The following is a 13,778-nucleotide window of genomic DNA, read 5'->3' on the forward strand; positions in this document are numbered from 1 at the left end:
CGAGAAAAAATTTCCAGCTGTCACATAGCCTACTCAGCGTTCCCTTAAATTGCCGCCCATCGCGCGACTTTGCCGCAGAGCACCGCGTCGCGATCGCCAATTTCTTAACCGGAGAATGTTTTGAACAAGAAAATCCTGACCGCCGCTACGTTCGCCCTTTTCGCTAGCGCCGCTCATGCACAAAGCAGCGTCACCCTGTACGGCCTGATCGACGCTGGTATCAGCTATGTGAACAACTCGAAGACGTCCACTGGCCACAGCAGCCTGACCAAATACGACGACGGCATCGCGCAAGGCAGCCGTTGGGGCCTGCGCGGCACGGAAGACCTGGGCGGCGGCCTGAAGGCACTGTTCGTGTTGGAAAACGGCTTCAGCAGCGCGAACGGCACGGCCGGCCAGGGCGGCGCGATGTTCGGTCGCCAGGCATTCGTCGGTCTCGCGCAAGACAACGTCGGCTCGCTGACGTTCGGTCGCCAGTACTCGTTCTCGACCGACATCCTCGGCGGCAACTACTCGACCGGCGGCCAGACCGTCGCGGGTAACTACGCTTACCACATCAACGACGTCGACCAGCTGACGTCGAGCCGTATCAACAACTCGGCGAAGTTCACCAGCGCGAACTTCTCGGGCCTGACCTTCGGCGCGATGTACGGCTTCTCGAACCAGGCTGGCGCATTCGCCGGCGCACCGGCAGTCGGCACGACCGCGGGTTCGTCGCGCGCCTACAGCTTCGGCCTGAACTACGCGAACGGCCCGTTCGGCATCGGCGCGGCTTACACCGACATCAGCTATCCGGGTCAGGCCAGCCCGTCGTTCTCGACGACGATGGCCAACGTGTCGACCGGCACCGTGCGCGACCTGCGCTCGTTCGGCGTCGGTGCGCGCTACGCGATCGGCCCGGCTACGCTGTGGGCGTTGTACACGAACACGCGCTTCGAGCCGATCACCGGCAGCTCGACGACGTTCGCCGCGTACGAAGCAGGCGCGAAGTACGCGATCACGCCGGCCATCACGGCAGCCGCGGGCTACACCTACATGCACCTGAGCAACGCGAACACGGGCCACTGGAACCAGGTGGATCTGAGCGCGGCTTACGCGCTGTCGAAGCGTACCGACGTGTACGTGCTCGGCATCTACCAGATCGCATCGGGTCACAACGGCGGCCAGGATCTGCAGGCGCAGATCGGCTCGAGCTCGAGCTACTTCAGCACGTCGGGCGTCGGCGCGGACAACCAGCTCGCGTTCCGCCTCGGTATGCGTCACAAGTTCTAAGCGGGTCGTTGCAGACGGCAGCGCATGCGCCTGCCGTCGCCCGCGTGATGAAAAAGCGCCCTACGGGGCGCTTTTTCTTTGGCCGCGCGAATCGCCGACACCGCCGTGCCGGTTCGCTCCGCTTTGCCTTTTCGGCAACGCCATCTGCCAAATATTGTAATTGTGGAGAAATATCGGCCACCGCAAGATCGCGACACAAGCTTCGAATTCCACGCTCGCGCCGCGCACGACACATCGACGGCGCGCCCCAACCTGTCGTACCCGCCGTCAGAGGACTTCGTCATGCGCATCAATTCCGCCGCCACCACGGCCGACACGCTCGAGCGACCGGCTTCACGCTCGAGCGTATCGCGGCTGATCCTCGCGACGTCGATCGGCAACGCGCTGGAGTTCTACGACCTCGTCGTGTACGGCTACTTCGCGGCGGTGCTGTCGCGCACGTTCTTTCCGGTCCACGACCGCACCGTGTCCCTGCTGCTCACGCTCGGCACGTTCGCGCTGTCGTATCTGGCGCGGCCGATCGGCGCACTCGCGCTCGGCTCGTTCGGCGACCGCAAGGGCCGCAAGGCGTCGCTAACCCTCTCGCTCGCGATGATGACGCTCGGCACCGCGATGATCGCGCTGATGCCTTCGTATGCGACGATCGGCATCCTCGCGCCGATCGGCGTGTTCGCGTCGCGGCTGTTGCAAGGCTTTTCGGCCGGAGGCGAATTCGGCAGCTCCACCGCGTTCCTGATCGAGCACGCGCCGCAGCGCAAAGGCTTCATGGCGAGCTGGCAGTTCTCGAGCCAGGGCGCGAGCACGCTGATCGCGTCGCTGTTCGGCGCGGTGTTGACGAGCACGCTGAGCACCGAGCAACTGGAAGGCTGGGGCTGGCGCATTCCGTTTCTGTTCGGTCTGCTGATCGCGCCGGTCGGTCTCTACATTCGCCATCGCATCGACGAAACGCCGGAGTTCGAGCGCGCGGAAAAATCCGCGGCGCCGGTGCGCGAACTGCTGGCGACGCAAAAGGAGCCCGTGCTCGTGTCGATCGGCGCGCTCGTGCTGACCACCACGGCCAACTACATGCTGCTGTACATGCCGACCTACGCGGCGCGGCAACTCGGACTCGCGCCGTCGGCGGGCTTCATCGCGACGCTGCTGGCGGGGCTGATCATGATGGTGCTCACGCCGTTCGTCGGTCACCTGTCGGACAAGGTGGGTCGCGTGCGCATCATGCTCGGCGCCGCCGTGCTGTTCTTCGCGACGATCTACCCGACGTTCGTGATGATGAACGCGCATCCGTCGCTGGGCACCCTGCTCGCCGCGGTCGCCTGGGTCGCGCTGCTGAAGACCACCTACTTCGCGCCGATTCCGGCCATGCTGTCCGAGTTGTTCCCGACCCGCACCCGCACCACCGGCATGGCGTTCGGCTACAACATCGGCACCACCCTCTTCGGCGGCTTCACGCCGGTCGCGGTGGCCGCGCTGATCGCGGCCACCGGCAACAATCTCGCGCCCGGCCTGTATCTGATGCTCGCGGCCGTGCTGAGTCTCGTCGCCGTGACGTGGGCGCGCGTTCGTTTGCACGCACGCTAGGCCGGACGCACAGGCGGCTGGCGCGGGCGAACCGCGTGGCCGCGACGATTTCGTCGTTTCGTTGAACAGACAGGACCTTCATCCATGCAAGACCGATTGCAACACGCCGTGCAGTTCGCGGTAGCCAATGAATCGCTGTGGGACCGTCACGTGGACGGCGCATGGGGCGTCCACGTGAACGACCCGCCGCCGTGGAACGTCCTGCTCGGCCCGGTGCACGACCGCGGACCGGTGTCCGGCACGATCGCCGTCGACGGCCGCGTGCTGACGAGCTGGGGCGAACCCGAGCGCGCCGACTTGACCTTCAGCGTCGCCAAGATGTACCTCGCGCTGCTCGCCGGCGTCGCGCACGATCGCGGCCTGCTGCCCGACGTCGACGAACCGGTGCGCGTGCGCGTTCCCGGCATCGGCTTCGACGACGAACACAATGCGCCGATCACGTGGGCGCATCTGCTGCAGCAAACCAGCGAATGGCGCGGCACGTATTTCGGTTTGTCGGACCAGGCGGACCACTATCGCGCGGTCAATTTCGCCGCGCCGCCCGACGGCCGCAAAGGCGATCTGCGTCCGGCGCAACGCCCCGGCACGTACTGGGAATACAACGACGTGCGCATCAACCAGTTGGCGCTCGCGCTGCTGCATCTGTTCCGCCAGCCGCTGCCCGAGGTGTTTCGCGAAGCGATCATGCGGCCTTGCGGCGCGAGCGAAAACTGGCAATGGGTCGGCTACGACAACGCGTGGGTGGAGATCGACGGACGACGCATGCAATCGGTGCCAGGCGGCACGCACTGGGGCGGCGGCATGTCGGTCAGCGCGCACGATCAGTTGCAGGTCGCGCAGATGCTGCTGAACGACGGCGTCGCGCAGGGCCGACGCGTGCTGTCGTCGGCATGGATCGCGCGCATGCGCACGCCGTGCGCGCTCGCGCCGTTCTACGGCTACCTCGTGTGGCTCAATACGGACCGCAAGGTGTTTCCGAACGTACCGGCGTCGAGTTATTTCGGCATCGGCGCGGGCAGCTCGTTCACGTGGATCGAACCCGAGCGGCGCATGACGGTGGTGGTGCGCTGGCTGAATCCCGCCGCGGCGAACGAATTTTTCGGGCTCGTGCTCGACGCGGTGGATCACGCGCATCGTTAGCCGTTGCGTCGTTGGTGTTAGTTCATTCGCGACCGGCGCTAACGACGCTTGCGGCATCCGCATCAAACGGATGCCGCAACTTCGCCCTGATCCGCTTCGACGATAAACACCGCCATCGCCGTCGATAAGGTCCGCGCCTGCTCGCGCAGATCGCCCGACGCCGACGCCACGCCCTTCACGTTGCCGACATTGCCGGCCAACGCGGCGTCGATGCGCTCGACGCCCTCGCTGAAACGATCGACGTCGCGACTCTGCGCATCGCTCACCGCGCTGATCTGCTCGACAAGACCGACCACTTCCTCGACGTGACCGACCGCGCGCTGCATCGTGTCGCCCGCGCGCGCCGCGAGTGCCGAGCCGCGTTCGACGCTCTGCAGCGACGCCGAAATCAGCTGGCGGATTTCGCGCGCGGCGTTCGCGCTGCGCTGTGCGAGCGTGCGTACCTCACCGGCGACGACCGCGAAGCCGCGCCCCTCATTGCCCGCGCGCGCCGCTTCGACCGCTGCGTTCAGCGCGAGAATGTTGGTCTGAAACGCGATGCCCTCGATCGTCGCGATCATGTCGCCCATCCGCTGCACGGTCGCATCGATCTCGCTCATCGTGCCGACCAGCTCTCCGACCGCCGCGCCGCTTTGCTGCACGACCTGCGAGGTCTGTCGCGACAACGCATTCGCCGACGCCGCCTGGGCCGCGCTTTCGCGAATCTTGCGGGCGATCTCGGCCATCGCGGCGTCGGTGGTCCTGAGTTCGTCGGCTTGCGCGGAGATCTGTTCGAGCAGCATCTGGTTGCCGCTGGCGATATGGTCGGACGACGCCGCCATACGCGCGGTGGTTCGGGTGATTTCGCGCAGCGCGTGATGGATCGCGTCGAGCGTGCCTTTGAATGCGCGGCTGCTCGCGCCGTAGAGCGGCATCTGCGTGTGGCGCAGATCGAACTTGCCGGCTTCGCGCGACAGTCCCGCGCCGAGCAACGTCAGCTCGCCGCCGGTTCGCGCGTCGGCCTTCATGTGCAGTGCGATGTAGATCAGCAGACCCGCCTGCACGACGACGTAGATCGCATGCGCGATGACTGTTAGCAACGACGGCTCGGTGAAGCAATACACGCCGAGCCCGGCGATCTGCAGATAGTTGAACGTCAGATGATGAACCGCGATCACGGCCGCCGCGCAGGCGATGGGCCGCCAGTCGCGATACGCGAGCAGGAACGACATCAGCACGAAGACGCCGAAGTGCAATTCGGTCACGCCGTGTACCTGATGAATCTGCAACGCGGCGAACGTCATCAGGCTCGCGGCGAGAAAGAGCCGCGTGACGAGCGCGCCGGCCCAGCGCCAGACGAGCAAGGTCGCGACGAGCGCGACCGGTAGGCCGATCTGCCAGACCGCCTGCCACGTGTAGTAGCGCGTGGCGAGCAGACATGACACGCCGAACAGCATCCACACCACGACGATCATCAACCGGTCCGCGCGTTGATAGATCGCCCGCAATAGCTCGTCGCTCGCTCTCATGTCGGGCCTCTTTTCTCTCGTGTCGTTATTGTTTGAGCGGAGACTGCACTGCGGTGCCTGCCGTATCTGCCATGCATCGCGCCGTGCCGTGCTGTATGCGCACGTGCCGACGCTTACCCCCGCAATGCCCGTTTACGGCATGGGGTGCAGGTGACTTGAGGGAATGGAGGAAGTGCTCGAAAGGGGTGAGAAAACGGATGAACGGTGGATCATCCACGCTACCCGTCGACATGCAGGTCGCCGCATTTTATTTTCCCGAACATGAACGCAAATCCCGCTGTATCTTGCAGACCTCCGTTGACTCCCTCCATAACCAATGCAGCCGGTGCACTGCGAATGGCCGTACCAATCAAATCCGGCTTCACCACTGCCATGAGAAGAAGATGATGGTTGATACCAAGCAGCATGAATGAGCCCGTACCGCCAAACAGATAACAGACTGCCCCTTCCAGGTAGACCGTTCCGCCTTCCAGGCTTTGCGGATTCGTCACGTCAGCGCCTTTGAACGAATCCGTTAGATACAACTTGCCCTTGCTTGTGAAGTCAGTCGTTGAAGCTGACGCACTCAATTCATCTTTTTTATGAGCACTTTCGGCAATGCGAGTTTTGGAATGCGTAGCAGCTTTGCAAGCCCGCGGGATGTCCCCATTCCAAAGCCGCTGAAAATATATTCGTGTGTTTGCCCTGACGGAGCGTCGAGCGCGAACATTCCGCCTTCTGAGTTGAACGCGCCGAAACCAATTCCAGCACCTGCGCTCGTGTTGAATTTCCATCGACTTTCTCGCAATACCATCATCGCAAGCCTTTTCTAAGCGGCTCGCCTCTCAATCCCGCATCGAGAAAGCCGACTGCGAGAATCACCAGGAAAACTGAGGGGGCCCATAGATCGAATGCACTATCGATCATGGCCGATCCGGTGGGATCCTTGGGGCGATATCGGATGGGAACGGCCTGTCCGGCCTCGAACGATCGTATCGTGCCAGTCGGGCGCTCATAGTGATGCCCATCCTTTCTATCGAATGCGATTCGCGGATGACGTCTTCCCGCGCTCACACTCGCAACCGTCCCCACTGTCACAACAGATGACAGACGAAATCCGGCGGTCGAGTAAATGGAAAAGGCCGCTGCGATAGAAGCGCACAGTCCGATAGCCAGCGCGAAATAATTCAGGCGCCTCACCGCACAAGGTTCTCCTTGATGTCAAAACTAGCCGAAACCGTTCCCGCGCTTCCGCCAGCCGGACTTTGCAGCGTGTAGTCGCTTTTCACCCGGGCAAATGACAACGTGACGTGCTCGTAGTAACTCCCGTCAAACACAATAGGCTCGACCGCGGTAATCACGACGTTGCCCAAGGTAATTTTCAGGAAATCAACAGGAACGCCCCCCGACTTGCGTGTGCTCAGCACAGCCGTGGGTATAGGCCGCCCGGTCAGGCAGTAACGCATCAGGTTCGGACTTGCACGATCGATCTGATGCACGAATTCCAGATCGTTGACCGTGGCCCTGGCCGGACCTACGCGTGAGCCGGTCATCATTGAAGACTGCTGGGACATTTTCCAGCGCCAACTGCTTACCTGGATTTCTCCAGGATGCAGTTCGTCCTGCGACTCTCCGGCTATACCGTCGATCTTTATAAAAATATCTTGCGTCATTTCTTATTTTTGCCGGGTAAGGTTGAGATAAACACGGTTGAGACAAACACATGCACCTCGGATGAACGTCGAAGTGAAAATCGGGAATTCTCCCCACCAGCACCCGACAGTACAACGGCCATCATCTCACCACAGTCAGACAACTCTTAAATCTCCACATGCATTTCGAGAAAAAATATCTCGAATTCTATTTTTAACAATACTCGAATCATAAAATCCAGTCTTCGGAATTCTCTTATTTCATTTCTTCCAATTTACCCATAAATTAAAAACCAGAACCCATGAGACAGACAGGAATGCAATGCCAAACGCATACGGATCAACCACAATAAATAGCGCCTCAAATTCATATATTGGCGCACCTGGCAATAGGCACGACAGACCGTGGCGAGCATCGGGGAGGATTAAAACATTCATCGCCGTTTGGGAAAGTGGCCGCCTGGAAGGTACGACCAGAATCTTCCATCCGGACCAGACACATATCGATGCCCCTGTATCCAATGGTATGATTTTGCTGGTTTATCGCGATGACAGAGGAAACCCAACGGTTGGGTGTGGCCACCTCGTCGTTCCGGAAGACAATTTACAGGTGGGTCAAACCATCGCCGTTGCTCATGCAACAGCACTACTGGAAAATGATTTACGTCGAACAGAAAACGCCATCAATAGAAACATAAATATCCCCTTGCATCAATATGAGTACGATGCAATGGTTAGCATCTTATTCAATGCCGGCTCCGGGAATGCAGCAATCGAAATGACGCGCCGGGTCAATCATGCCGACTATGAGAACATCTCGACCTATATAACCACTTTCCATTGTCGCAATCCGCGTTTGCATCGGCGTCGTCTGTCGGAAGCACGCGTTTTCGCACAGGGAATTTACGATGCAAGTCACTAGATATCTGATCATACTCGCGGCGACGTGGATTATTGCGGCATCGTCTTTCACGTCGAGCGCCCACGGAAAAACCATTTATTCCGTGACGTTCGATTACCGGGCAATCCCTTCATCGTCGATCTATTTCACAGGAAAAACACCTCAGCAAATCGACCGCCTCTGCAAGACCGGCGAACACGCGTCCAATGCCGATCTCGCCGCATGCGAACAACGGGACTTTGAACGTCTGAGCCAGGACCTGAATTCGACCTACTCGAAAATCCTCGGGAAGGTAAAGGAGGCCGATGAAGAATCGAAGGAGTCCGGCGATCCTCTCGCGGGACCCGACTTCATTGGCGCGCAGGACAATTGGGTGAAGTATCGCGACAACTACTGCTATGCCTACGTCTATGCGATTGGAGAAGCATCCGCGCGCTACATTGATTTTTGGGGATGTATGAAAGAACTCACGCTGGACCGAACCAGGCAATTAGAAAAGTTTTTGGACGCCGGGTGAGCCATAACGACTGCGAAAGCCGATCCACGGAAGTCGGCTCGCGCATCCAGAACCGGTAGCAATAGGCGCGGTCGCTGCGCCATCCGTACTCGAGCTTAGGGTGCGGGTACGGATGGCGTTATCGTCTGAACACCAGCGCAGCGACGTCCAGCTTGATCACATCAATGCGAATGCCGCGGCACCTCCGCCCCCCGGCAGCCCACCAGAAAGTCGAGGTCGCACCCTTCGTCGGCCTGCAATACGTGATCGATGTAAAGACGCCGATACCCGCCGCCTTCCGGTGGTGCTGGCGGTACGTGCTGCGCGAGACGGCGCGCGAGCTCCACGTCGCTGATGTCGAGATGCAGCGTGCCCGCATCGCAATCGAGTTCGATCCAGTCGCCGTCCTGCACCGCCGCGAGCGGGCCGCCGTCCGCGGCTTCCGGCGTCACGTGCAGCACCACGGTGCCGTATGCGGTGCCGCTCATGCGTGCATCCGAGATTCGCACCATGTCCTTCACGCCCTGCTTCAGCAGCTTCGGCGGCAGGCCCATGTTGCCGACCTCGGCCATGCCCGGATAACCCTTCGGCCCGCAGTTCTTCAGCACCAGCACCGAGTTCGCGTCGACATCGAGCGCTTCGTCGACGATGCGCGCCTTGTAGTGCTCGAAGTTTTCGAACACCACCGCGCGGCCGCGATGCCTGAGCAATTCCGGCGTCGCCGCCGACGGCTTCAGCACCGCGCCGCGCGGCGCGAGATTGCCGCGCAGCACACGGATGCCGCCATCGGCGACGAGCGGCTTGTCGAGCGGACGGATCACTTCGTCGTTGGTGTTCGGCGCGTCCTTCACGTTGTCCCACAGCGACTTGCCGTTGACCGTCAGCGCGCCCGGATGCGGCAGCAGGTTCGCTTCGCCGAGCCGGCGCAGAACGGCCGGCAAACCGCCCGCGTAATAGAACTCCTCCATCAGGAAGCGGCCCGACGGCATCAGGTCGACGATGGTCGGCGTATCGCGGCCGATGCGCACCCAGTCGTCGAGTTCAAGATCGATGCCGATACGCCCCGCGATCGCCTTCAGATGAATCACCGCATTGGTCGAGCCGCCGATCGCGGCGTTCACGCGAATCGCGTTCATGAACGCCTCGCGCGTCAGCACTTTCGACAGCTTCAGGTCCTCGTGCGCCATCTGCACGATTCGGATTCCTGACATGTGGGCCAGCACGTAGCGACGCGAATCGACCGCTGGAATCGCGGCGTTGTGCGGCAGCGAGGTGCCGAGCGCTTCGGCCATGCAGGCCATCGTCGACGCGGTGCCCATCGTGTTGCAGGTGCCCGCCGAGCGCGACATGCCCGCCTCGGCCGACAGGAACTGATGCAGGTCGATCTCGCCCGCCTTCAGCGATTCGTGCAGTTGCCACACCGCGGTACCCGAGCCGATGTTCTTGCCGTCGAGCTTGCCGTTCAGCATCGGCCCGCCAGTGACAACGATCGCCGGCACGTCGCAGCTCGCCGCGCCCATCAAGAGCGCCGGCGTGGTCTTGTCGCAGCCGGTCAGCAGCACGACCGCGTCGATCGGATTGCCGCGGATCGCTTCCTCGACGTCCATCGCCGCGAGGTTGCGCGTGAGCATCGCGGTCGGACGCAGATTCGACTCGCCGTTCGAGAACACCGGGAACTCGACCGGAAAGCCGCCCGCTTCGTAAATCCCGCGCTTCACGTGCTCGGCGAGCTTGCGAAAGTGCGCGTTGCACGGCGTCAGCTCGGACCACGTATTGCAGATGCCGATCACCGGACGCCCGTCGAATTCGTGATCGGGAATGCCCTGATTCTTCATCCAGCTTCGATACATGAAGCCGTTCTTGTCAGCTGTGCCGAACCATTCGGTCGAGCGCAATTTCCGCTTTTTTTCCGACATGCTATGTCCTTGATGCATGTGCCGGGACACCAACACCGGCCAGTTAGACCGGAGCGGCGCGGCACGACCGGCGCTACGACGGAAGGCTGTCGCTCAGGTTGCAGGGTTGGTGAAGTGTACGGAGCGGGTTGATATCTTTCCAATCATATTTTTGGTCATATCGATATCAGTTCTGGTATTGAGCGGCGGTCGAGCCAGCGGCGTGGCGCCGTGCCGGATCGCACAGCGGATGGCGGCCTTGCGCGGGCGTCTCAAGGGGCTCTCCACACTGCGCGAAAGCGTCCGGTCCCTCTGTCCTTCATCAACTCTTCACGCGTCGCCGTCCGCGCCCCCAGCGTTTTTCTTACTCCCGGCTTTCGGCTGCGCGGGCCGCGCATTCTTCTTCAGATGGCTCCGGTTGTAGTCGATCGCCGCGCGCACCAGCGCCTTCAGCGCGCGCTCGTCGATCCTGTCGCCTTCGAAAAAATCGATCGCGCGTCGCGCGTTGCCGTCGAGGCCCGCATTGAAAAGCCCCGCGGGATCGGCCAGCCCCGCCCCGTGCGCGAAGGTCAGCTTGACCTTACCCTTGTGCGCGTTGGCAACCGCGATCATGCCGTCGCGCGACCAGACCGGGCTGCCCATCCACTTCCATTCCTCGACGATGTCCTGGTCCGCCGCGAGCACGCATTGGCGGATCCGCGCGAAGGTCGCGCCGCGCCAGTCGGTGAGACCGGCGATCATTTCGTCGATACGGTCGGATGCATTCATCGGTACGTGGGCTCCGGCAAAGGTTCACGTCAATCGTGATGCACAGGATGCCGTAATAATCCGCCGATTGGAATCCCGCGCGACCCGGCCGCGTCTCAATGATCGACGTGATCAATCTGATCGAAGCGCTCGAACGTGCCGCGATATTCGGCGTCCGCATCCGCGCGTGTATTGATTTCGACGAGCACCCCGCCCGGCGCTTCGCAGAAAAATCGCGAGCCGCGTTCGTGGCTGAACAGCGCGGTCTTCATCGCGACGCCCGCCCCGCTCATCCGTTCGTACAGCGCGCGCAGTTCATCGAGCGAGCGCAACTCGAAACCGATGTGGAAATTGCGCGGCCAATCGACCGGCCGGCCCGCCGCGTCGTCGATCACGATGTCGAAGCCAGAGCGCTTCAGGAACCAGCTCGCGCCGCGCGCCGCCACCGTGCAACCCAGATGCTGCGCGAAGAGCGTCGCGGTCGCGGCGACGTCGGAGGAAGGGAAGCTCATGTGATTGAGCTTCATTGTCGTGGTGATAGCAGTCATGTCGATCTCCGTTGGATGGGAGCGCAGGTCGCGCGCCTCACGGAGAATCTTATGAGCGAACGCTCACATTTAATACTCGCATCGGCGAGCCGGCGGTGCATGCCGTCGAAGCCGACTGGGCGGCGGTTTGCGGGCACCGCCGAGATGCCCGCGCAAGCTTTGCTCGCGTTTGCCTGCAACACATCGCGCCCATCGCGAAGCGCATCCTTGCGACACGCTTCACGAACGCCTTAAGTTACCCGCTCGATCAGAACTGGTCTTCGCGCAGCGCCAGCACGCCTTCGCCATCGCGCGCGTCGCGAATCGACGCTTCGAGCGCGAGCGCGCGCGGCAGCAGCTGGGTCGCGTAGCTGTGTGCGGTCGCGATCTTCGCGTCATAGAAAGCCAGGTCTTCGTCGCGCTTGTCGGCGGCAAGCACGAGCGAGCGCGCAAGCTGCCAACCCGCGAGCACGATGCCCGCAAGCGTCAGATAGTGCACGCTGCCCGCGAACACCGCGTTCGGATCGCGCCTGACATGCTCGACCACGAAACGCACCGCGCTATTCAGTGCATCGCGGCCGCTCGAAAGATGCCGATACATCGCCTGAAACGCCGCGCTCGAACGATACGACGCATGCGCCTCGATCTCGGCCAGCGTCGCGTCGATCTGCGCGAGCAGCAGCGCGGCGACCTCGCCGCCATCGCGCGCGGTCTTCCGGCCGACCAGGTCGTTCGCCTGGATCGCAGTGGTGCCTTCGTAGATCGGCAGAATGCGCGCGTCGCGGTAGTACTGCGCGGCGCCGGTTTCCTCGATGAAACCCATCCCGCCATGCACCTGCACGCCGAGACTCGTCACCTCCAGCGACATCTCCGTGCTCCAGCCCTTCACGATCGGCACCAGGTATTCGTAGATCGCCTGATGTCGCGCGCGCGTGGCCTCGTCCGGATGACGATGCGCGAAGTCGCAATGCGACGCCGCCACATAGGCGAGCGCGCGGGCGCCTTCGGTCAGCGCGCGCATCGTCGACAGCATGCGCCGCACGTCCGGATGCTGGATGATCGCGACCGACTGCTTCGCCGACCCGTTGACCGGCCGGCTCTGCACGCGCTCCTTCGCATACGCGACCGCGTGCTGATACGCGCGATCCGAGATCGCCACACCCTGCACGCCCACCGCGAAGCGTGCGGCGTTCATCATGATGAACATGTACTCGAGGCCGTGATTCTCCTCGCCGACGAGGTAACCGATCGCGCCGCCGTGATCGCCGAACTGCAGCACCGCGGTCGGGCTCGCCTTGATGCCGAGCTTGTGTTCGATCGACACGCAATGCACGTCGTTGCGCTCGCCGAGCGAACCGTCTTCATTGACCAGAAACTTCGGCACGAGGAACAACGAAATGCCCTTCACGCCTTCAGGCGCACTCGGCGTGCGCGCCAGTACGAGATGGGCGATGTTCGTCGCCATGTCGTGCTCGCCCCACGTGATGAAAATCTTCGTGCCGAACAGCTTGAACGACCCGTCGGCCTGCGGCTCGGCGCGCGTGCGCACGAGCGCGAGATCGGAGCCGGCCTGCGGCTCGGTCAGGTTCATCGTGCCGGTCCATTCGCCGGAGATCAGCTTCGGCACGTAGCGTTGCTTCTGTTCTTCGCTGCCGGCGGTCAACAGCGCTTCGATCGCGCCGTCGGTCAAGAGCGGACACAGCCCCAGCGACAGATTGGCCGCGTTGAGCATTTCGATGCAGGGCGTCGACAGCAGCTTGGGCAGATCCTGGCCGCCGTAGCCGGACGGATGTTGCAAACCCTGCCAGCCGCCTTCGGCAAACTGGCGAAACGCGTCCTTGAAGCCGGGCGTCGCGGTGACGACGCCGTCCTGCCATGCGCTCGGGTTGCGATCGCCATCGATATTCAGTGGCGCGAGCACGTCCTCGTGCAGCCGCGCGGCCTCCTCGAGCACGGCTCGCGCGGTGTCGGAGGTCGCGTCTTCGCAGCCGGGCAAGCCCGACAGACGGTCGATTCCGGCCAGTTCCGTGATTGCGAACAGCATGTCCTTGAGGGGCGCCACGTAGCTCATTGCGATTCTTCC

The 13,778-nt window shown here is 62.3% G+C and carries 13 protein-coding genes; 5 read left to right on the top strand and 8 right to left on the bottom strand.

The features are described from left to right. Nucleotides 1-120 precede the first annotated feature (120 nt). The 3 genes from HHL14_RS05120 (at nt 121) to HHL14_RS05130 (ending at nt 3,990) form a co-directional block, all read left to right on the top strand. On the top strand, nt 121-1,272 hold the full coding sequence (locus HHL14_RS05120; protein WP_169496490.1) for a porin: 1,152 nt from the start codon (nt 121-123) through the stop codon (nt 1,270-1,272). A gap of 282 nt (nt 1,273-1,554) precedes the next feature. After that, nucleotides 1,555-2,850 carry an MFS transporter gene (locus HHL14_RS05125; RefSeq protein ID WP_169496491.1) on the top strand — a complete coding sequence of 432 codons (1,296 nt, stop codon included), beginning with the start codon at nt 1,555-1,557 and terminating at the stop codon, nt 2,848-2,850. Between the two features lie 84 nt (nt 2,851-2,934). Then, nucleotides 2,935-3,990 (top strand): serine hydrolase domain-containing protein, encoded by a 1,056-nt coding sequence (locus HHL14_RS05130; RefSeq protein WP_169496492.1) that lies wholly within the window; start codon nt 2,935-2,937, stop codon nt 3,988-3,990. Nucleotides 3,991-4,052: 62 nt separating this feature from the next. Here the strand turns inward: HHL14_RS05130 and HHL14_RS05135 are convergent, their stop codons facing one another. The 4 genes from HHL14_RS05135 to HHL14_RS05150 all read right to left on the bottom strand — a co-directional run bounded on the left by HHL14_RS05135 (nt 4,053) and on the right by HHL14_RS05150 (nt 7,150). Beyond that, the gene (locus HHL14_RS05135) at nt 4,053-5,498 is read right to left on the bottom strand and encodes a methyl-accepting chemotaxis protein (RefSeq protein ID WP_169496493.1); all 1,446 of its coding nucleotides are present in this window, start codon (nt 5,496-5,498) and stop codon (nt 4,053-4,055) included. A gap of 218 nt (nt 5,499-5,716) precedes the next feature. Beyond that, the gene (locus tag HHL14_RS05140; protein ID WP_169496494.1) at nt 5,717-5,989 is read right to left on the bottom strand and encodes a hypothetical protein; all 273 of its coding nucleotides are present in this window, start codon (nt 5,987-5,989) and stop codon (nt 5,717-5,719) included. Nucleotides 5,990-6,063: 74 nt separating this feature from the next. Next, nucleotides 6,064-6,294, bottom strand: a complete 231-nt coding sequence (locus HHL14_RS05145; protein WP_169496495.1) for a hypothetical protein — start codon at nt 6,292-6,294, stop codon at nt 6,064-6,066. Nucleotides 6,295-6,673: 379 nt separating this feature from the next. Next, complete coding sequence (locus tag HHL14_RS05150) at nt 6,674-7,150, bottom strand: Hcp family type VI secretion system effector (protein ID WP_169496496.1); 477 nt, start codon at nt 7,148-7,150, stop codon at nt 6,674-6,676. 301 nt (nt 7,151-7,451) lie between these two features. Between HHL14_RS05150 and HHL14_RS05155 the strand changes: the two genes are divergently transcribed. Together HHL14_RS05155 and HHL14_RS05160 are read left to right on the top strand one after the other, a co-directional pair. Beyond that, entirely contained in the window at nt 7,452-8,051 is a 600-nt protein-coding gene (locus HHL14_RS05155) for a lysozyme (protein WP_169496497.1), read from the top strand. Continuing rightward, nucleotides 8,038-8,547 (top strand): lysozyme inhibitor LprI family protein, encoded by a 510-nt coding sequence (locus HHL14_RS05160; protein WP_169496498.1) that lies wholly within the window; start codon nt 8,038-8,040, stop codon nt 8,545-8,547. Before HHL14_RS05155 ends, HHL14_RS05160 begins: the two co-directional genes overlap by 14 nt. A gap of 161 nt (nt 8,548-8,708) precedes the next feature. Here the strand turns inward: HHL14_RS05160 and HHL14_RS05165 are convergent, their stop codons facing one another. The 4 genes from HHL14_RS05165 to HHL14_RS05180 all read right to left on the bottom strand — a co-directional run bounded on the left by HHL14_RS05165 (nt 8,709) and on the right by HHL14_RS05180 (nt 13,766). Next, nucleotides 8,709-10,442, bottom strand: coding sequence for an IlvD/Edd family dehydratase (locus tag HHL14_RS05165; protein ID WP_169496499.1), 1,734 nt, complete (start codon nt 10,440-10,442; stop codon nt 8,709-8,711). A gap of 309 nt (nt 10,443-10,751) precedes the next feature. Then, on the bottom strand, nt 10,752-11,189 hold the full coding sequence (locus HHL14_RS05170; protein ID WP_169496500.1) for a DUF1801 domain-containing protein: 438 nt from the start codon (nt 11,187-11,189) through the stop codon (nt 10,752-10,754). Between the two features lie 95 nt (nt 11,190-11,284). Then, complete coding sequence (locus tag HHL14_RS05175; RefSeq protein WP_206002208.1) at nt 11,285-11,716, bottom strand: VOC family protein; 432 nt, start codon at nt 11,714-11,716, stop codon at nt 11,285-11,287. A 247-nt stretch (nt 11,717-11,963) separates the two neighbouring features. Beyond that, nucleotides 11,964-13,766, bottom strand: coding sequence for an acyl-CoA dehydrogenase (locus HHL14_RS05180; RefSeq protein ID WP_169496501.1), 1,803 nt, complete (start codon nt 13,764-13,766; stop codon nt 11,964-11,966). Between the last annotated feature and the right edge of the window lie 12 nt (nt 13,767-13,778).

Source organism: Paraburkholderia antibiotica, assembly GCF_012927125.1.
Taxonomy (GTDB): Bacteria; Pseudomonadota; Gammaproteobacteria; order Burkholderiales; family Burkholderiaceae; genus Paraburkholderia; species Paraburkholderia antibiotica.

What these genes read in the sequence shown, in the direction of transcription:
- HHL14_RS05160 (WP_169496498.1), top strand. Translation starts at nt 8,038, where the DNA reads ATGCAAGTCACTAGATATCTGATCATACTCGCGGCGACGTGGATTATT.
- HHL14_RS05155 (WP_169496497.1), top strand. Translation starts at nt 7,452, where the DNA reads ATGCCAAACGCATACGGATCAACCACAATAAATAGCGCCTCAAATTCA.
- HHL14_RS05135 (WP_169496493.1), bottom strand. Translation starts at nt 5,498, where the DNA reads ATGAGAGCGAGCGACGAGCTATTGCGGGCGATCTATCAACGCGCGGAC.
- HHL14_RS05170 (WP_169496500.1), bottom strand. Translation starts at nt 11,189, where the DNA reads ATGAATGCATCCGACCGTATCGACGAAATGATCGCCGGTCTCACCGAC.
- HHL14_RS05175 (WP_206002208.1), bottom strand. Translation starts at nt 11,716, where the DNA reads ATGACTGCTATCACCACGACAATGAAGCTCAATCACATGAGCTTCCCT.
- HHL14_RS05165 (WP_169496499.1), bottom strand. Translation starts at nt 10,442, where the DNA reads ATGTCGGAAAAAAAGCGGAAATTGCGCTCGACCGAATGGTTCGGCACA.
- HHL14_RS05130 (WP_169496492.1), top strand. Translation starts at nt 2,935, where the DNA reads ATGCAAGACCGATTGCAACACGCCGTGCAGTTCGCGGTAGCCAATGAA.
- HHL14_RS05145 (WP_169496495.1), bottom strand. Translation starts at nt 6,294, where the DNA reads ATGATGGTATTGCGAGAAAGTCGATGGAAATTCAACACGAGCGCAGGT.
- HHL14_RS05150 (WP_169496496.1), bottom strand. Translation starts at nt 7,150, where the DNA reads ATGACGCAAGATATTTTTATAAAGATCGACGGTATAGCCGGAGAGTCG.
- HHL14_RS05180 (WP_169496501.1), bottom strand. Translation starts at nt 13,766, where the DNA reads ATGAGCTACGTGGCGCCCCTCAAGGACATGCTGTTCGCAATCACGGAA.
- HHL14_RS05125 (WP_169496491.1), top strand. Translation starts at nt 1,555, where the DNA reads ATGCGCATCAATTCCGCCGCCACCACGGCCGACACGCTCGAGCGACCG.